The sequence below is a fragment of the Paenibacillus rhizoryzae genome (genome assembly GCF_059686995.1).
The window spans coordinates 1-25,116 of record NZ_JCAALT010000019.1 but is presented as its reverse complement, the minus strand read 5'-3'; the positions used below and the strand labels follow the sequence as shown (position 1 = coordinate 25,116).

General features: G+C 48.3%; 22 protein-coding genes and 1 pseudogene. 2 read left to right on the top strand and 21 right to left on the bottom strand.

Annotated features, from left to right (window positions below; all coding sequences use genetic code 11):
* Positions 1–54 precede the first annotated feature (54 nt).
* Genes AC6ESO_RS29750 through AC6ESO_RS29735 form a run of 4 tightly spaced genes read right to left on the bottom strand, consistent with a single transcriptional unit; the run spans position 55 to position 4,560 of the window.
* Positions 55–1,032, bottom strand: a complete 978-nt coding sequence (locus tag AC6ESO_RS29750) for a Gfo/Idh/MocA family protein (RefSeq protein WP_497094496.1) — start codon at positions 1,030–1,032, stop codon at positions 55–57.
* 27 nt (positions 1,033–1,059) lie between these two features.
* On the bottom strand, positions 1,060–1,863 hold the full coding sequence (locus AC6ESO_RS29745; protein ID WP_497094495.1) for a sugar phosphate isomerase/epimerase family protein: 804 nt from the start codon (positions 1,861–1,863) through the stop codon (positions 1,060–1,062).
* Positions 1,864–1,898: 35 nt separating this feature from the next.
* Entirely contained in the window at positions 1,899–3,704 is a 1,806-nt protein-coding gene (locus tag AC6ESO_RS29740) for an MBL fold metallo-hydrolase (protein ID WP_497094494.1), read from the bottom strand.
* Positions 3,705–3,738: 34 nt separating this feature from the next.
* Positions 3,739–4,560, bottom strand: a complete 822-nt coding sequence (locus AC6ESO_RS29735; protein ID WP_497094493.1) for an alpha/beta hydrolase family protein — start codon at positions 4,558–4,560, stop codon at positions 3,739–3,741.
* Between the two features lie 345 nt (positions 4,561–4,905).
* Between AC6ESO_RS29735 and AC6ESO_RS29730 the strand changes: the two genes are divergently transcribed.
* Positions 4,906–6,111: an ROK family protein gene (locus tag AC6ESO_RS29730; protein ID WP_497094492.1), complete on the top strand. Its 1,206-nt coding sequence runs from the start codon at positions 4,906–4,908 to the stop codon at positions 6,109–6,111.
* A gap of 80 nt (positions 6,112–6,191) precedes the next feature.
* On the opposite strand, the gene AC6ESO_RS29725 is transcribed toward AC6ESO_RS29730, so the two are convergent.
* From AC6ESO_RS29725 to AC6ESO_RS29690, 8 genes and pseudogenes are all read right to left on the bottom strand, one after another.
* Positions 6,192–7,040, bottom strand: coding sequence for a helix-turn-helix domain-containing protein (locus AC6ESO_RS29725; RefSeq protein WP_497094491.1), 849 nt, complete (start codon positions 7,038–7,040; stop codon positions 6,192–6,194).
* A gap of 59 nt (positions 7,041–7,099) precedes the next feature.
* Positions 7,100–7,867 (bottom strand): phytanoyl-CoA dioxygenase family protein, encoded by a 768-nt coding sequence (locus AC6ESO_RS29720; protein ID WP_497094490.1) that lies wholly within the window; start codon positions 7,865–7,867, stop codon positions 7,100–7,102.
* Positions 7,868–7,980: 113 nt separating this feature from the next.
* Entirely contained in the window at positions 7,981–8,805 is an 825-nt protein-coding gene (locus AC6ESO_RS29715; protein WP_497094489.1) for a helix-turn-helix domain-containing protein, read from the bottom strand.
* A gap of 84 nt (positions 8,806–8,889) precedes the next feature.
* Complete coding sequence (sigK, locus tag AC6ESO_RS29710) at positions 8,890–9,591, bottom strand: RNA polymerase sporulation sigma factor SigK (RefSeq protein WP_497094488.1); 702 nt, start codon at positions 9,589–9,591, stop codon at positions 8,890–8,892.
* A gap of 52 nt (positions 9,592–9,643) precedes the next feature.
* Positions 9,644–9,841 (bottom strand): annotated as a pseudogene (locus tag AC6ESO_RS29705) (RNA polymerase subunit sigma-70); the annotation flags it as partial.
* Between the two features lie 232 nt (positions 9,842–10,073).
* Entirely contained in the window at positions 10,074–11,171 is a 1,098-nt protein-coding gene (locus AC6ESO_RS29700) for a Gfo/Idh/MocA family protein (RefSeq protein ID WP_497094514.1), read from the bottom strand.
* A gap of 32 nt (positions 11,172–11,203) precedes the next feature.
* Positions 11,204–12,367, bottom strand: a complete 1,164-nt coding sequence (locus AC6ESO_RS29695; RefSeq protein ID WP_497094487.1) for a UxaA family hydrolase — start codon at positions 12,365–12,367, stop codon at positions 11,204–11,206.
* Positions 12,364–12,690, bottom strand: coding sequence for a UxaA family hydrolase (locus AC6ESO_RS29690; RefSeq protein WP_494818635.1), 327 nt, complete (start codon positions 12,688–12,690; stop codon positions 12,364–12,366). The genes AC6ESO_RS29695 and AC6ESO_RS29690 overlap by 4 nt, the downstream gene beginning before the upstream one ends.
* A gap of 156 nt (positions 12,691–12,846) precedes the next feature.
* Between AC6ESO_RS29690 and AC6ESO_RS29685 the strand changes: the two genes are divergently transcribed.
* A complete protein-coding gene (locus AC6ESO_RS29685) occupies positions 12,847–13,719 on the top strand; it encodes a helix-turn-helix domain-containing protein (RefSeq protein ID WP_497094486.1) in 873 nt (290 codons plus the stop codon).
* A gap of 60 nt (positions 13,720–13,779) precedes the next feature.
* Here the strand turns inward: AC6ESO_RS29685 and AC6ESO_RS29680 are convergent, their stop codons facing one another.
* The 9 genes from AC6ESO_RS29680 to AC6ESO_RS29640 form a co-directional block, all read right to left on the bottom strand.
* On the bottom strand, positions 13,780–14,766 hold the full coding sequence (locus AC6ESO_RS29680) for a Gfo/Idh/MocA family protein (RefSeq protein WP_497094485.1): 987 nt from the start codon (positions 14,764–14,766) through the stop codon (positions 13,780–13,782).
* Between the two features lie 76 nt (positions 14,767–14,842).
* Entirely contained in the window at positions 14,843–15,799 is a 957-nt protein-coding gene (locus tag AC6ESO_RS29675) for a 3'-5' exoribonuclease YhaM family protein (RefSeq protein ID WP_497094484.1), read from the bottom strand.
* Between the two features lie 108 nt (positions 15,800–15,907).
* On the bottom strand, positions 15,908–17,530 hold the full coding sequence (locus AC6ESO_RS29670) for a response regulator transcription factor (RefSeq protein ID WP_497094483.1): 1,623 nt from the start codon (positions 17,528–17,530) through the stop codon (positions 15,908–15,910).
* Between the two features lies 1 nt (position 17,531).
* Positions 17,532–19,295, bottom strand: coding sequence for a sensor histidine kinase family protein (locus AC6ESO_RS29665; RefSeq protein ID WP_497094482.1), 1,764 nt, complete (start codon positions 19,293–19,295; stop codon positions 17,532–17,534).
* A gap of 49 nt (positions 19,296–19,344) precedes the next feature.
* Entirely contained in the window at positions 19,345–20,223 is an 879-nt protein-coding gene (locus AC6ESO_RS29660) for an ABC transporter permease subunit (RefSeq protein WP_494818629.1), read from the bottom strand.
* Between the two features lie 12 nt (positions 20,224–20,235).
* Positions 20,236–21,132, bottom strand: a complete 897-nt coding sequence (locus AC6ESO_RS29655; protein ID WP_497094481.1) for an ABC transporter permease — start codon at positions 21,130–21,132, stop codon at positions 20,236–20,238.
* Between the two features lie 91 nt (positions 21,133–21,223).
* Positions 21,224–23,032 carry an extracellular solute-binding protein gene (locus AC6ESO_RS29650; protein WP_497094480.1) on the bottom strand — a complete coding sequence of 603 codons (1,809 nt, stop codon included), beginning with the start codon at positions 23,030–23,032 and terminating at the stop codon, positions 21,224–21,226.
* A 187-nt stretch (positions 23,033–23,219) separates the two neighbouring features.
* Positions 23,220–24,467, bottom strand: a complete 1,248-nt coding sequence (locus AC6ESO_RS29645) for an MFS transporter (RefSeq protein ID WP_497094479.1) — start codon at positions 24,465–24,467, stop codon at positions 23,220–23,222.
* Between the two features lie 17 nt (positions 24,468–24,484).
* Positions 24,485–24,811 carry an Mpo1-like protein gene (locus AC6ESO_RS29640; protein WP_494818625.1) on the bottom strand — a complete coding sequence of 109 codons (327 nt, stop codon included), beginning with the start codon at positions 24,809–24,811 and terminating at the stop codon, positions 24,485–24,487.
* Positions 24,812–25,116: the final 305 nt, after the last annotated feature.

Genomic DNA, 25,116 nt, shown 5'->3' with positions numbered 1-25,116 from the left:
TTATACCTCCTTGATTCTCTCGATCATCCTATGGCCTGTCGCCAACTCAATAACTTAAACGCGAAGCAAGCTTTGCGCCAGAATCTTCTCGGCGACCTCCATCGTTTTAATCGCATCGCCGAAATGCGATGATGGCAACGTCCCATTCTTCAAACTATCGATAAACTCGCGGTGTTTATTCTGGAAACCGCCATAGATGAACAACTCGTCGCTGCCTGCCACCTTCTTGGCATCGTACTCGATCCCCTTCGTATCACCGTCCGCATACAAGAAACCTCTTGTTTCATGCTCTGCTTCTACACAAATATTAGGCGCGTGCATTTCAACGGCAAATATTCTGCGGCCGCTCGACCAGCTATTAATCAAATAGCCGCTTGAACCATTATCGAAATGTAACGTTGCCGATATAAAATTGATATCCGGAACGCCGATTCGTTTCGTTTCGCTCTCTATCGCCACGACGTTTCCTCCGCACATCCAACGAACCGTATCGATTGAATGCACGGTGTCATCCATCATCCGGTCGCGCGCCGAGAGGAACGGCGTAATATCCGACTTGTAAAACTTACAACCTGCATGCGTAATCGGCCCGCGCTTCAAGCATTCGTCCCGCAGCTGTGAAACCATCGTGGAACTGCGTCTTTGAAGGCTGACCTGGGTAATGCACTTGTTTTTCTCCGCCGTATACGCAAGCGACATCGCTTGATGGATCGTGATCCCTAACGGCTTCTCGATATACAGATTTAAGCCTTGTTCCAATACCCACATCCAAATGTCATACATAATATGAGGCTGACCAATCGCATAAACAGCGTCTGGCTGTACTTCAGCGATCATCTTCTTGTAGTCCGTATATCGATTTGCAATCTCGTACTTATTCGCTGTTCTCGTCAGCGCATCGGTATTGAGATCGCAAATGCCCGCAATTTCGACATCAGCCAGAGAGGCCAGCGACGGGTAATGCACACTATTCGCCATCCAGCCAGCGCCAATAACTGCCACTCTTACTGTTGAACTATTGATTTTCCCCATCTTGATTCCTCCTGTTTATCTTCTGAATTATCCCTCTCGACCAAGCAAGGCTCTCACTTGCGCGACATCTATCGCGATATATTCGTCGACTTTATGTTCATCCGTATATTCAGCCGTCATCGTGATCACGCCGTTATAATTCCGTTTCTGCAGATAGGCGATGACTCGCGGCCATGGAGACATGCCGTGGCGACCCAGCGTGAAATGGCGCTCGAATTTAGCCTGTTCCGCTTCCGGACCATTCACCCTTTGATAGTAAGCGTTCTTCAGGTTGACCATGCCTAACTGCGACCAGACGATATCCAGACCATGCTCGGGCGCCAGACCGGTTAATCCGTCATGAGCGGAATCCCATATCGCTTTTATGTACCGAGAATCAATGCCTTCAAGCAGATGGAGCAGCCCCATTGCGTCAATGACGCTGCTGCCGTAATGCTGTTGCACGCCGATCTGGATGTTATACTTCTGGCACAGAGGCAGCAGCGATTCGAGATATTGTCGTTCCCTGCGCTCGGAAGCCATGTAGCCTTCTTCGAACGTGATGCTGGTCATAATCCGGATCATGGGGACGGAAGCTTCCGCGCATGCAGCGAACACACGCTCATCCGGCGTACTCGCGACGCTGAATACAGACAGATTGTATTTCGCCAGCTCGCCGACCAGCTTCGGCAACCCTCTGTCCGCATCTTTCGGCTCTACCTGGTAGCCGTCTCGGAGTGGGAATTCAATTCCATCGAAGCCAAGCCCGCTAATGTTTTCCGCGATTTCGGCTACCGACTGCGTTTTCCATGGTTTTGTAAAAACGGATAATTGTATATTTGAATTCGACATATTCCCAAATACCTCCTTTTGTTATCACGAACTCGCTAGACGATTGTTATTAGAGCTTCCGCATGCTGACCAAGCTGCACATCGTCAACCGTTACATCTACGCCAATCCTAGCTCGATATTGCCTCGAAAGATCAGAGAGATTCACAGTAAACATGGCCTTATATGTTTCTTTTGGTTGAAGCTCGACATCTGCAGCCTGTAATTCCATCTGCCACGCCGACGGGAAAACCAGTTTAATTTGCATCGTTGCCATATGGTGCAGCGGATTCTCCACTTCGACTTCGAGCACAATCTGCTCTCCGGCCTTAACAGTTTGTTGATAGGGATATATTCTTGCACAAGAACCATCCGCTCCCACATCGATCGTTTCCACTGGAAGCAGCTCATTGTGCAATTGCTCTAGCATCTCGCCATTATCGCGAAGCAGCTCCAAGTAGCCAGGTTCAACCCATAGAGGAGGCCAGTGTCCGGAAATGATCAATTCGGGCTGAAGCTGCAGGTATAGATTTCCGCTTGCCGTATAATCGCTTGCGCGAAAACGATTCTTATAGACGTAGTTCCATATATCGCCCGAATTAGCCTGCTGGTCTCCAATTGCAACGACCCGTTTGCCGTCCGCTTCGAATGAAATCGCAACCGCATTAAGTGCGTGTCCGGCCTGCTCATATAGCGTAAACTCATATTCTTCCCAAGTGAACGGTTTGCCCAGCGGAACAACCCGGTCAACAGGGATTCGATCAAACCAAATACAAGGCAAATCGTAGCGTGCCGGATCTTCCAGGATATCCGCGAAATTGTCCGCCGCCCACACGCTTGTGCCTTCTACATCCCGCAGCAGGTTGAAACCAGCGACATGGTCATCATGGAAATGAGTAGGTAATACGACATCGATATTTGACACACCGAATTGTTTTTTCAATTTTGCTATGTTATACAGCCAAGGTCGGCGAGCGGACCTGTCGTAACCGGCAGCGCAGCAGCCGACTCTGAAATCATAGCCATAATCGATCAGCAGCGCCTTGCCACTGTCCGACAGCAGTACGAAAGAATTTGAAACCGATGTCTTATTCATTAGTAAATGAGGGGTAATGATTTCGAAGGGTTGCTCGCGCAATTGCAGAAAATCACGATTGGAATTGCGAAATTTCAGGAGCCGATCAAATCGCTCCAGCAGCTGATCAATTGCAGATTCAGGTGAATCCATCGGCGAGCCATGAGAAGGAAGGAGTAGATCCGGTGCACGGTCTTTCAGATCCAGCAAAGAGAGATAGCCCGCCACGATCCCTTCATCGCCGTGATACGTCCACTGCGTTGCCGACATCGACCATACTTTCCCAGGCGCATAAATAAGATCGCCGGTAAAAGCAATGTGCCGATCATTCTCTTGTACGAGGAAGGATACCGCACCAAGCGTGTGTCCCGGCGTTGGAATAACTGTTAGTTTCATTCCGCCGAAAGTATGGACCGCGTAGTCGGTCAATGTCTTCCATACCGGCACGGATTCCAGCAAGGAGAAACGATCCTGGCGAACATTATAATTGTTGTACACTTCCCTGGCTTGCCATCTCTCATCAACATTTTGAAACCATTCCTGCTCGGTATGTGGTACCCAAATGCGAATTCCCGCTTGCGCAGCACGAGACAGCCCCTGGCCTTGATCGCGGTGATGGTGGGTCATCAGGACATCTGTAACAACCGACACGCCTATCGATTTCAGATGATCGAGTATAGTTCCTGAACCGAAATCGATTAACGTCGCTTGATCGCCATTTCGAATGATATATACATTGCAGGTGTCCTTATAACAGAAAATATTTTCGGTTATCTGTTGAATTGACAAGGGCTTCATTTCCTTTCGCGATGAAAATGAACCATTATTGTAGATATTTTCTTAGAAAAGCAACCGTCTTGTCGACTGCATCGCTATAATTTGCTCCCAAGCCATGACCGGCTCCCGGATACGAGACAAACTCATACGCTACGCCGACTCGTTCGAACTCTTCTGCCATAATAACGGATTGCTCATGCGGTACATCCGTGTCGTTATCGCCATGCAGCAGCAAGGTTGGCGGATATGCTTCCGTTACATTGCGGACCGGGCAATAGGGATCAAATGCGCGCGGCTCCGTTTTCGGATCATGCCCGGCGACAATATTCGGCCAAAGCCCGTTTTGCCGACAGTAGAGATATAGATTCTCCTCACGTGAAGCAGGCGGCTGCTGACAATAATGATCATCCGGCTCCGCATACCATTTCCCTGCGACATCGCCATAACCGAAGAAGGACACCAGCGCAACTGGGTTGGGATCTACGCAAAATCCGGCCATCAAGGTCAAATAACCGCCAGCTGAACTTCCGATGACTGCGAGGCGCTCGGGATCAATTTGGAACAACGTTGGCCCTTGCTCACGTACCCACCGAAAAGCGTCTTGCAAATCTTCAATAATAGACTTCAACATCACTTGCGGGGAAAGGCGATAGTCAATCGAAACAACCGCATAACCTTCCTCCACATACTTCATTAATTCATGCTTTCCGAGATTTGTTCTACTCCCCCCCATTAAGCAGCCACCATGGATCCATACAATAACGGGACGAATCTGTTCATCCGACTTTCGGAATACATCCGCTTGAATGTTAACGCTTTCAACAACCTTATAAGTATACGTTCGTTCGATCAACTGTTCCTGAATCATAGCAACATTCACCTCCAACGAATTTAGTTCAATTGTTACGATAAGATTCATCTCACTTATGGAAAAATCATACTATCGACTTCCCACTTATGTCAAGATTAAAATTATTGTTAAGCGGCAGTAGAATGATATCGCGCTGACCTCATACACAAAATGGTAATATTAGCTACACTTTGACATGTTCTTCCCTTTCTTCTGATCTACCAGCTAAAAAAACTGCATTTCGGAATAGAGTTTTATACGATCGACATCTACAACACTATTGTTGCAATACGCATAAACTCTGATATAATTTAATATAACGCATACTTTTGTAAACTTTTTAATCAGGGAGCCGATTGGTAGATGGCCAGAGCTAACGTGGGAAAAGATCAAAAAGGCACGAAGACAAGCATCATTCAAACTCTTCGCATTAACGGATCCGTCGCCAGAATCGATTTGGCCAAGTTGACTAACTTAAGCAGAGCCACAATCTCCATTTCAATTGCAGAATTAATTGAGTCCGGGCTAGTTCAAGAAACCGAGTCCAAGTATTCGACTGGCGGTAGACCAGCTACCATTCTTGAACTTACGCCAAATTCCAAAATTATTGTCGGCGCCGATTTCAGCAATAATTTATGGACTTTAGGGGCTTTCGACTTGCTTGGAACCGTCGTCCATAAGGCGATTATTCCGGTCAATGGAAACTCCCCCATCATCACGATCCAAACGTTAATTGATCACTTGAGCGATTTTTTGAAACAGATTGATGCGAACCCCATTGAGTTACTCGGATTAGGGTTGCCTGGGTTGGTGGATATCAATCGAGGCGTCATTAAAGGGGCTTACGATTTAGGCTGGTACAATATCGAAATTGTGAAAATGATCCAAGAACAATTCAATTGGCCTACTATCGTTCTGAATCGACATCGTGCTAGAGGGTTGGCAGAATGCCGCTTCGGTGCAGGTAAGGAGTTTGCCCATCTGGTGTATATCGGGGTCGGCACGGGAATTTCCGCCGGAATATTCAATAACCGGGAACTTTTATTCGGCGCAATAGGCGGAGCTGGTGATTTGGGGCATGTGACAATTGATCCGAACGGCCCATTATGCCCTTGCGGCAACCATGGTTGCTTGCAGCAGTTAGCAACAGGACCCGTTATGGAGCAAGAAATCCGCATGCTGTTAAGGTCAGGGAGAACATCCAGCATTTATACCTCGTCTACTTTTGACCTGCAGCATATTAATTCTGACATGATATGCAAAGGCGCTGACGCTGGGGACGAGCTGTGCATGGAAGTTGTAGAGAAAGCCGCAACCAATCTGGGAATCGCCATGGCGAATCTGGTCAATCTATTAAATCCGGAAGCGATCATTCTCGGCGGCCCTATTCCTATCAATTGTGATTTTTATGTCAAAATCGCAACAAAAGTCATGCATCAACGGTCGATGAATCCGCTATCTGCCAATGTCGTGGTTAGGAAAGGGCAAATCAACGAAATGGGCGGAGCGTTAGGCGCTGCGAATTTTGCACTCGATCAGAATCTGGAGTACTCTCTATTTAATTCGTAGGGTACAATGCCATATGAAGTGAGAAATTACAATAGTCTCGTGACCGTCCATACCGGCGGTTACGAGACTATTCTTATGTTTCAATCAGATGAAGAGATAAAACTAGCCTTCATATGTCGGTTGCTCTGACGATATTGTCCCGGCGTTCGACCGAAGCTTTCCTTGAATGTCTTGCTGATATAAGCAGCATCCCCAAGCCCGCATTGCTCGGAGATAAACTCAAGCGTATAATCGGACTCCTCAAGCATTTGCGCGGCTTTGCGCAGTCTCATTGACCTCAGCATCTGCATCGAGGAGACGCCAAACAGCTTCTTGAAGGCGCGATTAAAGTAACCGGGATGCAGATGCAAAATCCTCGCAAGCACCGTACTCGTAATTTTATCACCGAGATGGTCCTCCATATACTTCACCACTTGAAGGAATCGATCCCCTTCCGCAGAATTGACTCCCGGACGCCCAGGGCTTCCCGCCGCGATCCAACTCGATACGATATATTCGAGCAATTGCAACGTCAAACTAAACGCTCTGTAATCCCGCAGCGGTGAGTACTCCCCATTCCAAACGCCCAGTAGATCATCAAATACGCGAGCGTAAGCAGTCTCATCGAGAAGTTTAACGACTTGCGCAACCGGAAAACGATGAAAAAACTGTAGTTGAGTCATGTCCTTCATGTCGATCAGCATCCACAAATGAATGCCTTTTCCTGTTGCAGTCTCACTGAACGGAACATGAGGAGGATAAATCATTACGTCGCCAGAGCCAGCAATAGAGACGTTACCTTCGGTTCTCGACTCTACCTGACCCTCAAGGACAAAGGACACCGTCCAATAAGGCTTGATCATGTCGAGGCGGAACTTCTCATAGACTGCCCGCTCCACATGGTAGAGAGAGAAATCGAATTTCTCTCGTACGCTAAGACTGGTACGCATGAATCATCCTCCTCTCGTTGCGCGAATTCGTATAGGTGTTGTGCTAAGCCAAATGGCACTTACACTGCGTCAGCATCAATCTCTGGTGCATTCAACAGCGATACATCAAGATGTGCTTTGCCATCTTTGGCGACAATCATTTTCTTGAATGTTTTTCCGGTCTTCACGTTTTTCGTGTGTGTCGGGAAATATTGCAAAATATACCCTTTACGAATGCCATCGCTCACATTTGGACCGCTTCGGTGGAATAGCAGTGACGAAAATACAACCATGCTGCCCTTTTTCAACGGCACCGGTGTGCCCGGATCATCGCCGAAGTAGCACTGCCAGCCGATCGGCGTATTCTTATGCTCCACAATCCCTTGCTTGTGAGATCCTTTCATAACCCATATGCAGCCATTTTCAATGATCGCATCTTCAAGCGCGAGCCAACATGTCAAATACTGTTCGGACAACACATTTCCATAGCCGTTATCTTGATGCCACGGGAAATCTTTGAGCGTCTCCGGCCGCTTATATACGGCTTGGTCCCAATAGAGGGCAATATCCGGTCCGAGAATTTGCATCGCTATATCTACGAAACGATCATCCGCGCAAAATTGTTGGAACAACTCGTCCTTTTTCACCAGGTGCGGCGTAAATGTAATTTCTTTGACGCGATTGATGCCGCTATCCAATTTGCCAGAGTTAAGCATCGCCACTTCGTCCGCAAGGACGATTCGGTCAATTTGGCTCTTGAGATCATCCATCTCGGTTGCTGTAAACAGATCATTCAGAATAAAATAACCATCTTCCTCGAATTGATGCAATTGTGCTTCAGTCACCATCGTTCAACAGCTCCTTATTAATAGATACTTCTTGCTCAGCATATCTTAAGTAACTGGAGCACCACTATGGCGAAAAGAAACTTCCTATTGTCAAATCCGAACTTCATGCCACCTTACTCAATCCCGGGATCCGTATGTATTCTCCGATAAATATTGGGTGAAACCCACGTATGATTCTTAAAAGTGCGATAGAATGTGGACAGGTTCTCGAAACCGACTTCAAAGCATATCGAAGAAATCTCTTTTTCCGTTTCGACGAGCATCTTCTTCGACAACTCGATCCGGACTTCTGCAAGATAATGCACAGGCGTAATCTTATAACGTTCTTTAAAAATATTATTCATATGCCGAACACCAAGTCCTAGCTTGGACGAAAGATCATTGGAATCCGATATTTCAAAATAATGGTTATCGATATAGTTGCGCAGTTTTTCAGCTCGCACATCGTTTGCATCTGTCACCTGGTATGAGGATTCCTGCCTAGCAAGTATAAGCAATATTTCCGAGAGATAGATTTTCATGGCTAAGTAATTGAATGCACTGCCTTGCGTTTGCTCGTATATCATTTTACGCAGCAAGTGTTGAAGCTCCCTTCTGCCAACTGGCAGAGGAGCAATAAATTTTGATCGATTGAAAAATTGTCGGAGCAACTCATTCGTGCTTGAAGAATCCAACATATCTTGACTGAAAGCGAGTACAAGCACCGTTAATTTGGAGTCCGAAATAATGGAATGATTCGTATATGGCGTAATGAGGGCGCCGCAGTCTCGTTTGAGCGCGTATGATTTGCCGCTTAACAAGATGGTTCCGTGACCCTCTAAGACATATATCATCTGGTGAAAATGATGGTGGTGCTCGTTAATCAGGTTACCTTCGGAATGTTTATTCTCATAAATATCGATTCCGTATTCGAGATTATGTAATGTTGTATTGGGCATATCGCACACCTCCCTATGAAGAATAACTATACGGGAAATAGCATTTATCACGTATTATTATTCTCCATAGCAAGACGTTCTCCTTTAACGCTTTACCTTATAAAACTCATGATACAATTTCATCAAAGCCCGCTTCTCTATACGCGATACATACGACCGTGAAATTCCAAGCTCCTTAGCGATTTCCCGCTGCGTTCTTTCTTCACCGCCGGTCTCTAATCCGAATCTCGCAACTATGACCTCTTTTTCTCGTTGGTCTAGAATTTCCAAATTTCTGTATATCTTCGATTTCTCAATTTTCAATTGGACTTTATCAACAATATCATCAGGCTCGCTCCCAAGAATATCGATGAGAGATATTTCATTCCCTTCTTTATCCGTGCCAATCGGATCTTGCAGCGAAACATCTTTACTGGATTTTTTCTTAGAACGTAAGTGCATGAGAATTTCATTTTCAATACATCTTGCGGCAAATGTGGCAAGCTTCGTTCCCTTATCAGGTGAGTAGGATTCAATGGCTTTAATTAGTCCGATCGTGCCGATGGAAATTAAATCTTCCGTATCTTCCTTCGTATTATCAAACTTCTTCACGACATGTGCGACTAAACGCAAATTGTGCTCAATGAGCAAGTTACGTGAATTTTGATTACCCATCGCTAATAACTGGATATGCTTTGCTTCTTCCTCTTCATGTAACGGCTGAGGAAAAGCGTTGTTCTTGACATAAGAAACGAGAAGAGATAGCTGCTTAATAAACAAAGCTACAGCTGCAAATAATCCCGGCATCCTTCATACACCTCCGCATGGATTCTACATCGGGTTGTGTTCACAACGTGTTGACGATGTGGGCAACCAATCGGAGGTTATGCTCAATGAGCAGATTGCGCGAAACTTGATTTCCCTCTGCCATGAGCTGAAGGTGCTTGAGCTCATCTTCTTCATGCAGCGGCTGGGGAAAAGCGTTGTTCTTGACGTAAGAAACAAGGAGCGACAGCTGTTTGATAAACAATGCGATCGCCGCAAACAATCCGGGCATCGAAAAGCCACCTCCATACAATTTCGCCTCTAACAGGAGGACAACGACAAGAGTAGCTCTCCCATTACCGACAGTGAAGACTGTTCTACAGTGTATGTAGGCGGCGGCCTATACGTGCCTGTACGGTTTTTATTCCATCGTCGGTGCACCTAGGTTGCCAGTTCCAATCCCCTAGTAATCCACAACAAAAAAAGCCTTGTCATCTCACACATGACAAGGCCCTCCTTATAACTTACAAGGTATCCGCGATCTCTTGCAGCGTCACAGGACGGTTCTCTTTCATGGACAAATACGCACCGAACACCATCTGCATCGTCTTCAAATTATCCGCAACGCTGTTCTCCGCCTCGCGCTCTTCTTCCACGGCACGCATCAGCTCGCCCATCGTCCCCATGAACGCATGCGGGAACCATTTGCCATGCAGCTTCGGCGTGAACCAGTAATCCTCATGGATCGCTTTCGTAAAGTAGCTGAGCGTGTCTTCACGGCCAACCGGATAGTTGTACAGCGATCCGTTCGTGCCCTTGATGATCCCCTCAGTGCCTTCGAAGCGATAAGTCGCATACCAATCGTCTTCGTCAGCGATATGGTTGTGATTATCATGAATGATACCGCGTGCTTCGCCCGCAAACTTGATATGGAGCAGCGTGCGTGTTTCCCCGATCGTACGTTGACCCGGGAAACGCGCTCCGTCGGCATACACATACTCCGGTGTGCCGAACAGGAAGCGAATGGCATCCATGTAATGGATACTGTGGTACATGAATTCCAAAGTCGGCATTTCGCGCAGCCAGCCCCAGTTGGCAAAATCCTGCTTCACATTCACTTGAATCGAAGCCTGCAGCAGCTCCCCTAGCCATCCGCGCCGAATGATCGTATGGCTGGCTCGAATGCTTGGCGACCACCGCATCTGCTGGTTGACGGCTCCTTTTACCCCATAACGCTCGCATGCTTGTTGGATGCGCGCAGCCTCAGGGTAGGATTCCGCCAACGGTTTCTGGCAGAGGATATGCTTACCCGCCGCTGCTGCCCGTTCCGCGATCTCCGGCTGAATCTTCGCAGGGATAGCAAGATCCGCTATACGTACATCCGGGTCTGCAAGCAGCTCATCGAGCTCCTTATAGACTTTCGGAATGCCGTATTTAGCCGCAAGCTTCTCCGCCCGCTCCCGATTCACGTCATAAATGCCGACAACGCGAAGACCGCCCATTTGATAGGCCGGCAGATGGCAGGCATCCACAATTTCACCTGCACCGACAATGCCGATGCCCATTTCTTTATTGGCAGGCAGCGCCGGGCGATACTCTAAATCCAGCCAATTCTCTTTCATCGCGCTCACGCCTCAAGCACCTCCGATCGATTTTACAAGCTTGGTCCGATCCGGTTAATACTGAACTCTTGATGGCCCAGCACTTCCGCTTTCGTCCATTTGCCTTCCGCAACTTCAACAATTTCCTGCCAAATCCGCTCGCCCGCTTGTTCAAGGCTAGCTGTTCCGTCCAACATATCGCTGACGTCAATATCCATGTTATCTTCCATCCGCTGGAACATCATCTTATTCCCTGTAATCTTAATAACCGGTACGACGGCAGCTCCTGTTGGCGTGCCGCGACCTGTTGTGAAGCATACGATATGAACGCCGCCAGCGGCCATACCCGATACGCATTCAATATCGTTACCCGGCGAATCCATAAAATAAAGCCCGTTCTCAGGAATATACTCCGCATATTCAATAATACCTTTAATCGGTGCTTTACCGCATTTGCTAATACAACCGAGCGATTTCTCCTCAATCGTAGACAATCCGCCTGCAATGTTCCCTGGGCTCGGATTACCGCCGCGCATGTCTGCACCCATCCGTTCAACCTCTTTATCAAAACGGCTCACGATATAATAGAGTCGGTCGGACAGCTCCTCCGTCACGCAGCGCTCAGCGAGCAAATGCTCCGCGCCGATGATCTCCGTCGTTTCCCCAATTACGATGGAACCGCCCTCAGCGATTAGCGAATCCGCCGCAGCACCGAGTGCCGGATTAGAAGCAAGACCGGAAGTCGCGTCAGAGCCGCCGCATTTCACCGCTACTTTAAGCTTGCTAAGCGGAACCGGCACCTTCTCTTCCTTCTCCAGCTCAGCCATCATCCGTTTCGCCAATTCCGTGCCATATGAAATCGCCTTGACCGAGCCGCCGACCGATTGAATGTCGAACACCTCGACTGGCTTGCCTGTTTTGCGAATATCTTCAGCCAATGCGATGGGGTCTACAACCTCGCAGCCTAAGCTGATGATGATAACTGCGCCAACGTTAGGATTTTTGCCTGTACCGGCAAGCACCTCGAACGTACGCTCTTTATCTGCGCCGATCTGACTGCATCCGTGCTGATGCGGAATAGCAACGGCACCGGGTACCATTTGCATAATCCGGCTGCACACTTGATTCGAGCAAATAACTGTCGGGATGATCAGGAGATGATTGCGAATTCCGATATCTCCATTTGGGCGTTCGTACGCCATGAATGTCTTACTCATTGCGCTGCCTCCTTCGTTCCCAGATCTCCGCGGCCGCGGATGCCTTCAATATTGTGTACGTGCACATGGCAGCCAAGCGTAATCGGTTTGACGGCCCGTCCAATCACTTCTCCGTATTTGCGAACATCCTGTCCGGATGCAATGTCCGCGATCGCCACTTTATGGCCAAAAGGGATATCCTCTGCAAGCGTTATCAATTGCAGCCCGGCTGCATTGCGGTAATGGATCGAATCTCCTGCTTTCATATCGCGAAGCGCTGTTGCTACATGATCGCGCTCGTCCATGTACAACGCGTCTGCGCCTGTTTCAATACGGTGTTCCACGTTAGCTCCACCTTCCGGTTGACTCCATGATAGACATTCTTCTTCAGCTTCGATATAGTTCAATTATAGAAACAAAGAAACAGAATATAAATAATCAATTTCGCTGTAAATATACCTTTTTTTGTACTAGGAGCACATCTTGGAGGTGGCAAGTCGATGAACCCGCTTCGCAAACATTTTGATCCCGACACTTCGCTGCCAATTGAGCTAGTTCTGCGTAGTACAAAGAACCTGCAATCAGAGCTGCCGGACCATCTGCATGACTGGTATGAGATGATTTATGTCCACAGCGGTGCCGGCTCGTTCTTTATCAATCATACCTTCTATGAAATGCAAGCCGGTGATCTCTATCTTATCCCCGGTAATACGATACATCGTACGCTCCCGCATTCGGATGAACCGATCACGTCATCGGCTATGTTCTTCAGCGGACAATATGTGCAAACGACCGCAATTGCGAAGGATACGTACTCTTTCTTGCGCTGTTTCGACATAGCCAAGACAGGTCGCAATTACCGCGTTGAGCTGCTCCCCGCCGAACGCACTCGGATCGAATCCATCATCGACGAGATGAACGAAGAGCTTCTACTGCGTCAACCCGGCTATAGTCAAGCGGTGCTCCTGCTGCTGCAAACCGTACTTCTCCATACGAATCGCAAAATGAATCCCGGACAGCCTAAGCAGCAGCAGGGCGGCTCAAGACCATTATGGCTCCAAACCGCGTTGAATTATATTGATGCGCATCTGGTTGAGAGCTTAAGCTTGTCCTCTCTCGCGGCGCGTGCAGCTGTCAGCCCTTCCTATTTCTCCAGAATGTTCAAGCAGATGACAGGACTAAACGTAACGGAGTATGTCATCGCCAAACGGATCATGCACGCTAAGGAGCTGCTCGGCGACACCGATTATACGGTTGCCGAAATCGCGAATATGTGCGGCTTTGAGAGCCTGCCCCATTTCTACCGCATGTTCAAGAAAGTGGCCGGCAGTACCCCGGCACATTACAAACGCGTGGATGATCGAAACACATAATGGCAATAAAAAAGCTGCAGCCGCATGAGTGATAGACTCATGCAGCTGCAGCTTCTTGAACTAGTTCAGATCAGCGGGAAATACCAAGCCTTGCTGACGCCGTGCCTCATCAAGGATGTTCATCACGGCTAAGGAATTCGCATGCGAATTGAGCTTGGACTCCCTTTCTCCGTTTTGAATCAAGTGGATAAAGGCCTCTACTTCATAGCTCATCGTATGGCGGTCAACCGGTTTCGACACATCCTCAACCCGTCCATCCCGGTAATGGATCCGGATGTTGATCGGCAAATTAATGCTGTCGATCGTCATCGTTGCTTCCTCACCTTGGATTTCCGCTAGCAGCGAGGAATTGCTGATTTTGGAATACATAATGGAGGCTTCCATGTCCGGGTACTTGGCGATCAGACTGCCTTGTCCATCCACCCCTGATTCCAGCAAATAACCGCTCGCCCGAATCTCATCCGGCTGGCCGAACAGAACAACAAGCGGATAGATGCAATAAACACCCAAATCCATCAGTGCTCCGTTGGAGTATTCCGGTTTGAAAGCATTCAATACTTGTCCTGCTTTATAGGCATCGTATCGCGAAGAATACTGGCAGTAGCTTGCAAAATACCGCCGAACCTTCCCTAGCTTCGGCAGATGCTCCATGATCGCCGAGAAACCAGGCAGCTGCGTGCTCTTCATCGCTTCCATGAAAACGACGTCATACTGCTTTGCCGCATCCACGATCTGCTGCAGCTCGCGCGTATTCGAAGCTGCCGGTTTCTCGCACAGCACATGCTTCCCTTTACTCATAAACAAGATAGCCAGCTTGGCATGGAGCGATGTTGGCGAGGCGATATATACGGCATCCAGCTCGCTGCTCGCTGCCATCTCAGCAGCATCCGTGAATGTGAACGGAATGTTATGCTTGGCTGCGTACGCCTCCGCCCGCTCCTCGGTTCTGGAATAGACTGCGGTAAGACTCAACCCTTCCGCTTGTCTAGCTGCTTCGATAAAAGAATCCGTAATCCAATTTGTTCCGATAACGCCAAATCTAATCATAGCAATCCTCCGACAATGGTGATAATTTCTATTGTAGCAAGAAGAACCGGCTGCCGCCATCCTTCAGAAGTAGCTTTTAGAAGGTTAGCCGATAGAAAGCTTTATTCTCCAAACCGCGAATTTGCGGCGTCCATGCCTCGTGGCTGCCCGTAGTGTCGAAAGCATCCTCGATCATTTGCAGCTTCGCATCGATGGAATCAATATGATGCAGTGCCAGCGCTTCTGCCAGCTGCGGCTGCACCGGACTTCCCCATTCGCCCAGATTATGATGGGAGAGCACAAGATGCTGCAAAGCCATAATACGTTCCGAATCCGGATCGATGCCGAGGCGCATCGCAGCTTCGGCTACCCACAGCGACGCTTGCGAGATATGCCCAATCAGTTTACCCGAATTGCTATAGTCTGACACAATGCCAAGCTCAGAAACCATCTCCACAGGCTTTGCGATATCGTGAAGGATAATGCCGGCTTTTAGTAAGTCTGCATTCAGGAACGGCCGCTGTTTGCAGATGAACTCACCCAGCTCCAGCATCCTTGAGATATGATACACGAGTCCTGCATAGTACGCATGATGATGGGACTTTGCCGCAGGCGCGTGAAGCAGCTTATCCCCGACTTTGTCCAAGCAATAGTCCACAACGGCGCGCATCTCGGTGTCCGTGATGCTGTCCTTGGCCTTATGGATCCCTGCAAGCAGTACCTCGGGCTGAACCGGCGCCGATCTAACGAAATCCGTTAACTGAACGTTATCCGCTTCGGTCGTCTTGCGAATACGAACGATCTTAACCTGCAGCTTCTCTCTGTAAAGCTGAGCCATCCCTTGCACCTTCACAAGGGTAAGCGGAACTAGGTTTTCTTTATCGGACGGTGTCGCATCCCACAGCTTCCCGGCCACATGACCGCTGGCATCCGAAAGCACGATATTCATAAAATCCTTAGGAGGCGTCGTATTGGTTTGTTTCACTTCGCTCTCTTTAATGAGATAGTAACCGACAAATTCTTCACCATCTCGTAAATCTCTGACAATTGTCATGCACATTTCCCTCCACCTATTCGACAACCTAACTCCTAGAACTTCGGGAAGGCCACGGCAAAATCCTTTTATTAGCGCACAATTTCATAGGAAAACGACCCCATTGCATTAACCGGATGGCAGTATCGCCCGCTCCCGATACTCCTGCGGTGTCATATTGGAATGTGCCTTAAACAGCTTGATAAAATGCGGAACAGCCTGATAACCGAGCGTCTGCGCAATTTCGTAGATTTTCTTATCGCTGCTGCGCAGCATGTAGGTGGCGAGCTCCATCCGATATTTGAGAATATAATCGCTTAGATTATTGCCGGTTTCTGCACGATAAGCACGCGACAGATAAGCCGGATGTAAACCGATATGAGCCGCAACCGTCTGAAGCGACAGACTGCCATTCATATTCTGTTCCACGTATTTATGTACCTTATCGATCAGGCTAACCTTCTGCTTCTCGGATGGATCGCCAAACAGCTCCCGAATACTTCTAAAGAGGAAGTATGCCCACCTCTCCAGCTGCGCTAAGGAAGGGGCCGCAGGCATAAGGCCAAAGGTAGAGCCGCCAAGCTCGCTTAGCAGCTTGCCCTTCTTATGCGCCATATACTGGTAGGCTCCTGCAATCGTAAAATACGCTTCGTTCGCATACTCAGGCGGATAATGAACACTCTTTAATTCATTGAAAATATCGCTCAGCTTCTTATCCGCCCCGTCCCAATTCCCGGTATCGAGCAAATGCAGCAGCAACGGGGGCTTATACAAGGTGGTCATATTCCCGATTGCAAGCGGCTCCGGCTGATCGTCCACCCGCAGAAACACGCTTTGCCGACTAGCCTCTTCGATCGTTCGAATTCCGTTCACGATCATTCGGTATTGCTTTGGCAAGCCCACCGGAAAGGAGGTCCCGTTCACGGCCACCGCAACGGACAAGCTGTTGTTCAGCAGCGATTCCGCTTTCTTCTTCAGCTTGGCTGCCCGGCAATCGAGTGCAGAGCGGTCAATTCCCGTAAATGTGCCGTCCCTGCCTCCAATTGGCGAGGCGATAAAGACAAGATATTCATTCTGATCCAAACAGAACCATAGATGGAACGCGTCATGAAACACTTCCTCCGCCATATTCATGACCGCATATTCAATGAGTGCCCGATCCATTCTTTTATAATCCTGCATGCGCCCTTCCAGTCGCACGGCGAACATACCGGTATCTTGTTGAGAGGAGAAAGGCAGCTCGAGCAAGGATAGCTTCCTTTCAAGCTCCGTATCGGAAACGCGTCCATCACATAATAGTCGGCCCAGCAGCTCACTCCGTAGTGTCGGTAAGTTTTCTCGGTAGGCATATACATTGCGCTGCTGCTGCTTGTGCGCTTTCAGCTCATCCGCAATCTCTTCAACGAGTTTCTCCAGCATAGAGCGAAGCTGCTCAGGGTTTACCGGCTTCATAAGGTAGCCGGAAGTGTTGTACGGCACGACACTTTGCGCGTATTCGAAGTCCGCATACCCGGAGAGGACGATTAATTTCACTTTCTGATTCGTCCTTCTAATCTCTTGAATCAATTCAACGCCGCTCATCTCCGGCATGCGAATATCTGTAATGACAAGCTGAATCGCATGCTCCCTGAATATCGCGAGTGCCTCTTCCCCTGAGAAAGCCTTATGAATACGCGCAATACCGAGCGCCTCCTTCGGTATCGTCGCCGCGATGCTGTCCACCTGAGATGGGATATCGTCGACAATCAGCATGTCAAATATGGGAATCGCCTCCCTCTTTGATAATGACCAGCCGTGCACGTAGTCCGCCTAACGTAGAGTGATCGATATGCAAGCCGGATAAAGGTCCAAAATAATGCCTCAGCCGCTGGTGCACATTCCATAAGCCAAGACTCTGAATAGCACTGGATTGCGGCAGCGAGCTTCGGAGAGCATCCAGCGCCTCCTGCTTCATGCCGATTCCGTTATCTTCGACCGCAAGCTCGCAGCCGTTCTCCGTGCGGTAGCCGGAAATGATAATCAGGCATTCTCCTTTTCTTCCACCCATGCCATGCACGATCGCATTCTCCACAAGCGGCTGCAGGAGCAACCGCGGAAGCAGCAGCTGCATCAGGCCTTCCTCAATATGTTCATCGTAGCGAAGCCGTTCCGACTGCATCCGGTGAATTTCCAAGTAATTGCGAAGCAGGTCCATCTCTTCCGACAGGAAGGTGAGCTGCTGCTCCGTCTTCGTCGTATAGCGGTAATACTGGCTTAGATGCTGTGTGAAAGCGATAATGGCTTTCGTGCGGTCCAGCTGCGCCATACTTTGGATATAGGCAAAATTATTGTATAAGAAATGCGGATTGATTTGCGCTTGCAAATGTTTAAGTGAGGATTCCTTCGCACGCAGCTCCTCGATATAAACCTTATCGATCAGGGTTTGAATATCGTCTGACATCAAGTTAAACTGTTCGATCAAATAATGAAATTCATTCTGCGGCTCACGTTCGATGCGATGCCCGTATTCACCGCGGCGCAGCGACTTAACCGCACGGATTAGTTCATAGATCGGCCGCTGAACGTTCCGATATAGCAGTGCCGCTGCTGCAACGCCAAGCACCAGAAGCAGCAGTCCTGCTCCATAGAAAATACGTTTGCTTTGATTAATCGGCTGCAGTACCTTCTTCATGGGCACAAAATCAACTAAGTACCAGCCCAAAGCGGCGGATGCAGCATAGTTAACCAGATACGGTTCATCATGAAACGTTACCTTGACAGAGCCCTCTTTATTTCGTGTGTTCCGTTTCAGGATAGCGAATTGACGAGTCATTTCTCCGATCAGCTGCTTATCCGAGTCATGCGTCTGAATCGTCTCGAATGCCGGGTGATACAAGAAGGGCTTCCCGCCGCTGCCCTGCATGAACCGCTCCAGCATGTTCACTAGATTCTCCGTTGAGAAGGTTACTTCCACATATAAATTCGGATTTTCAGGTTTGCCGAGCGGCGTAAAGGGCAGTATCAAATGGCGTACGAATGCCTTCTCTTCCCCTCGTTCCGTTTCAATTAGCCGGTAATCCCAATGATCTTGAACCGCGTTCTCGAAATAAGCTTCGTTGTACTCTTCCATCCAATTGGTCGATACCGCTATCCCGGACGGTGGTGAGAAAACAGTCAATTTATTGGTCCAGGCCAAGGTGGTCGATTGCATATCGAGCTTCTCCTGCAGCAGTTTCTTCGCTTCAAGTCTCGAATACGCCCCCGTGTTTGAAGAACGAAACTGCAACTGAACCACATCCGGTTCTCTTGCAATGACGAACGCTGCTCTCCACAGCCGGTCTACCTCTGTATCCATTTGATCGACAAAGAAACGGAGCCGATTCAGGTTAACCTGAAGCAGCTCTCGTTCCACTACGCCCGTGCTTATTTTGTTAGAGGAGTTGTACATCATCACGATCGGTACAAGCAGGAGCACAATGACGATCATGATCTTGCTGAAAATATTAATTCTGCCGCCTACGACACGTCTGAATCTCATCTGGGTCACCATCCGAATCCGTTCCTCTTCGAGCTGCATAACGACTAGATTAGGATTTTACGGAACCGAGCACGATCCCTTTAACAAAATATTTCTGCAGGAACGGATACACCATCAGAATCGGTAAGGCACCGATAAAGATTTGCGCCGCTTTGACCGTCCGGTTAGAGAAGTTGGCAATCGATTCCGTTGATACGCCGATTCTGGATAAGTTATCGCTGACAATCATGGAATGCAGATACGAGGCTAATGGATAGCCGTCCGGCTTGGACATGTAAATAATGCCATCAAACCAAGAGTTCCAATGCGATACCATCGTGAACAGCGACAAAGTGGCGATAGAAGGCATCGATACCGGTAGATAAACGCTCCATAATACGCGCAAATGACCGGCACCATCGATATAAGCCGCTTCTTCTAAGTCCTGCGGAATGGTTCGGAAGAAGTTGAGCATGAGGATCATATTCCACACGCTCACCGCACCGGGCAACACCAGTGACCAGATGCTATCTAGAAGGTGAAGCTTGCTGATGACGATATATGAAGGAATTAACCCACCGGAGAATAACATCGTGAAGACGAAGATCCACGTATATACTTGACGCCCGGGGAAGCGAAGGCTTGTTTTCGACAAACTGTAGGAAGCCATCGTAATAACAGCCATGGATATGACCGTCCCTAGTATCGTACGTTCTGCGCCGATCCACATCGCAAGCAGAAACTTCTCATTCGCTAACGTCTTGGCATATGCGTCTAACGTAAAGCCGATCGGCCAGAAATTGACGATGTTCGCCGTAGCTGCAGCACGCGAGCTGAAGGACACCGCAAATACGTGGATCAATGGAAGAATGCAGAGAATGCCGAGCAAACTTAGCAAAATATTATTGGATATCGCAAATGCAGCGTAACCTCGGGAGCGAAATTTCATTACGGGCCTCCTTTAGAAGATTCGGTAGTTGGCTAGCTTGTAAGCCAATCTATAGCTGACAACAATCAAGATGAAGCCGATTACCGACTTAAATAGCCCTACGGCCGTACCAAAGCTGAACTGTCCATTATTTAAACCCACTCGATATACAAACGTATCGATAATATCCCCATGCGAGAATACTAGCGGATTATAGAGATTCAAGATTTGGTCGAACCCTGCATCCAAAATACGACCAAGAGATAACGTTGCTACTACGATAACGATAGGCAGAATGAGTGGTATGGATATGTAAATGACTTGCTGCCAACGGCTGGCCCCGTCAATCTCTGCCGCTTCATATAACGCCGGATTGATGCCGACGAGCGTAGCCAGGAAGATAATCGCCGAGAAACCAAATTCCTTCCACACGTCGCTTACTATAACCGTAAAACGGAACCATTGGCCATTGCCTAGGAAGAAGATACTCTTGCCGCCAAACGCTTCGATCAGCCTATTCACGATCCCGCCATCGGTGGACAGGATATCGATCATGATCCCGCCAAGAATTACCCAAGATAAGAAGTGTGGCAAATAAACAAGCGTCTGTAGAATGCGTTTGAAGTATGTTTTGGCCACTTCGTTCAGCAGCAGCGCAAATATTATCGGTATGAACAAGTTAATGACAAGTTTAAATGATGCAATGATGAGCGTGTTCCAAATGACCTGTTTACTGTCCGGGTATTCAAACAAGGTGCGGAAATGCTCCAGTCCCACCCACGCCGACTTGGTAACGCCAAGCCATGGCTGATAGTCTTCAAAGGCAATGATGACGCCGAATAGCGGAATGTAATTAAAAATGATGCATAACACTAACGCAGGCAACACCAGAATATGAAACGGCCATGTCTTCCTCCAATATGACGCCACACTGCATCCTTCCTTTCCATAGAAAAACGGGGGATCGGCGACAGCTTGCAGCAGCCTCTCCCCCGTTTTATACTCGGTACTTCCATGCTCGTTATTTGATACTATCTGCGTACCATTCATTCACTTCTTCGGTAATCTTCTCGCCGCCATTATCCAACCATTGCTTTGCGAACTCGTCGAAGAATTCGAGCGGTTTCTCGCCGTAAATGATTTTCAGGTAGCTCTCCGTAGCGAGTTTCTTCAGCAGCTCGCCCTTGGATTTCATCGTATCCGTCATTGGACCGGTGAAATAGTTTTTACCTTCTTCGATACCTTGGTTCATCCGGACACCTGCTGCAACGATCTGTTTCTTCGCCATCTGCTTCACGTCAAACTCTCGTGTTGTCAGCGGCTCCGCATTCGGATCAGCCAGGAATTTCTTGATCGGTGCGTCATTGGAGAACGGAATCGTTGTTGTCCCGCCTATGATGCTTGCGATCATGAAACGCATATCCATGCGGCTGCCGTCTTTAAGCGGCCATTTGTCTTCCGGTACGCCTGCGTCCTTGTAATTACCTTTAATGATTTTACCGTCCATATTCACATAATCGTAACCTTCGTGATAACCGTCCTTGAAGCGTGGATCGAAGTACGGATCGCCTTCTTGCTCCAGGTTTTTAGCGAAGATTTTGTTGAAGTAAGCAAACCAAGCTTCGATATTTTTGAAGTCTTTGTTGAACATCGTGAAGCCGCCGGTGATCGATTTCTCGGCACGTCCTACCAAACCATCCGCACCAGCCGGAAGCTCGAAAGGCTCGAAATCTGCTTTAGGATTCAGCTTCGTTACGTCGCTAAGCGGCCAGTCACCCATCCAGAAAGGTCCGAACATAACGCCTGCTTTGCCGCTGGCAGCCATCTCGGAAGCTTTCATTGGATCTTTGATCCCTGCTTCTTTATCCATGTAGCCTTTGCTCATCCAGTCTCTCATCGTTTCCAGGTACTTCTTCGCATCCGGATGAATCGCACCGTAGCTCAGCTTGCCGTCATCGCCTAAGTTCCAGTAGCTGGTGACATCGTACGTATTGATCATTTGTTTCGTAAATGCGCCTACAATCGCGTCCGTTTGCCCCATCCACGTCCATGGACCCTCTTTCAAAGGCACCGCCAATCCGAAGGTATCCGCTTTGCCGTTGCCGTCCGGATCGTTCTCGGTGAATTGCTTGAGAACGTTTTCAAGTTCAGCGATCGTTTTAGGCGGCTGCAGGCCTAATGTATCCAGCCAATCTTTACGAATCCACATGACGGTACCTTCATCCCCCATGAAGAAGCTTGGGAGACCATAAAGCTTGCCGTCACGTTTTACGCCACCTAATGCATAGTTGTATTTCTCAAGAATTTTCTTGTATTCCGGATGCGCATATTTCTCTATCGCTTCATCCAGCGGCATTACCCGGTCTGCGGAAATCAGATTCTGAACCGAGTCGCCCGGGGCCGAGAATACATCCGGGAGCTTGCCGTTGCTGGAGAGCAGCAAGCGGATTTTGGTATCATAGTCTTCCGGTTTCGTTACGATAAAATCAAACTTAATGTCGATCCCCATGTTTTCTTTCATCCAGCGGGTATGAACGTTATCCTCCATGGACTCACCGGGCTTAAAGGCATTGCCCCTGGAAGCGCCATCATCTACAACCGCAGTTGTAATCGTAATCGGAGGATCGAATTTCTGGTTCCAAATATCAGCCGCCGGCTTCTCATCGGTTGCTGCCGCACCATTGTTTGCAGCTTGGTTGTTCGTCGTCGTTGCTGAGGTGTTCGATGCTTCTTGATTGCTGTTGTTGTCGGAACATGCAGCAAGCGTTGGAAGCATGCCAAGGACGAGCGAGAGCGTGACGCCTTTTGCTAGCTTTGCATACCGTTTCATGTTCTACCCCTTTACTTTGTAGTGGTGCTTACAAGGCTTATTATAGAGGCGAGCATTTGATGTTTATATATTCCATTCTTTACTTCATGTCGCAAATTGTACATTGACGCTCCCCCTGCGAAAACATAAAAAACCATGCTCTGATTGTTCATCAGCAGCATGGTTTCCCTTTTATTAACAAATATAATCAACCGGAGATTGAGTTGTGAATAGCGGTTCGCGCGGTTCTTCTGGCATACAGAACCATCATAAACACACTTACTAGAAACGCCGCGACGATAAACACAAGCGGAAACTTCGCATTGATCGTATAAGTCCAACCGCCAAGTATTCCCGCAGGAAACGTGAAAATCAGAATAAGCACGCCAAGAATGGAGAAAACCTTCGCTCTGTTGTGGTCATCGATCGCATTCTGTATGGAGGACTCTAAGTAAGGACTAGCCAGTAATCCCCCGATAGCCATCAGAACCGTACTAATGATCGTTGCCGGAATGTTCTCGGGCCCTGTTGTCAGCAGCATGACGAATGATATTGCCGAAATCAAGAAACCCACAATCATATACTGATTGGCGAGGCGCTCCTTGAGTCTTGGGGTAACCACCATCAGGAATAGGATCATAGCAGCCGATGAAATCGCCGGAAAGATCGAGATGACCGAGTCATTGATATGCAGGGCATCCACCCAATAGACAGACAAGTACGTATTTCGCAGCGTCATTTGAAAATTGAATAGGATGTACACACCGAATATAATCATTAACGCTTTGTTCGCTGCGATCATCTTCAGGACATCTTTGTATTCGGTAACCGTATCCGAAAGGCTGACTGTCGAGCTTTCTTCCATCTTCTTGATTCCGATTGCGGTTTCATGTGTAGTTAAATGACGGACAATCATCATGATAGTCATCCCTACAAAAGCTATCACATACATAATGCGCATCGCCGGCACCAATGTGAATTGACTAACGAACAAGCCGCCAAGCGGCGCGAACAACCCTCCGATAACGCCGATGAACATAAGTATGGTAAACACGATCGAACGATCCTTGGGATCGGTATCCTCCACGAGCAGACAGTACCAAGCGGTCGTCGGCACACGCTGGAAACTGTTCACCACCGCAGCCACCAGGAAGAACCAGAAATTTTGTGATACCGCCCAGATCAAAGTCGCGACGCTCCAACTGATCACATCATAGACGAGCAGCGCGCGGCGTCTGCCCATTTTGTCAGTCAAGTGACCACTGATCAAAGAAGTGAAGATTTGCATGGCCATCCCGATCGATGTGATGAGTCCAATCTGTGTTTCGCTTACCCCAAGCTCAAGCATATAGATCGAGGCATAGGTCATGTACATGTTAAATGGGATCAGAAACAGCGGCTCATAGAGCAAGCAGTTCCTCGCATTCCCTTGAATTCTTCTCCACACTAGCGGCATCCCCTTGATCTAATTGCCTAGTTATTCAAACCATTTTTTTTTAGTTCTTGTCCCAACTTGCCGACCAGCATGTAGCCATACATTCGAAAATCTGCCCGCAACGACCACACGGGATGTCCGAACGTAGCCGGCTTATTCCCCTCGATAAAGAAATGGCTGAACCATGCCAGCCCATATGCAATAACAGGTGCAAGCAGGAACATCCACCACTGGAAAATAAAGCTTGCAGCCACGCATAGGAGTACGCATGTCGTGCCTACAAAATGCCAAGCCCGCGTAGTTGCTTTCCGATGCTGTGACAGGTAGAACGGCCAAAATTCCTCGTAGCTCTGAAAAGATCGCATCATGTTATCCCCCAATTAGATGTAAGCGTTCTCGCACAGTTGATGTAATGTATTCGAAGATCAAGGTACCATATCCTTTGTTTTCGCACAACAAAAAAACCGATCCTATGGAATAGAATCGGTTTGTTATGTATGGCGCGTTGCGCCTTGAAAACTGGATACGAACCTTTGCGAAGGTCTTATTTAGCTGATCTTGTCCGAAGTTGAACATCCGAGCGAATGTTCGTAGGATAAGCCCTCGACCGATTAGTATTCGTCAGCTGCATGCATTGCTGCACTTCCACCTCGAACCTATCAACCTGATC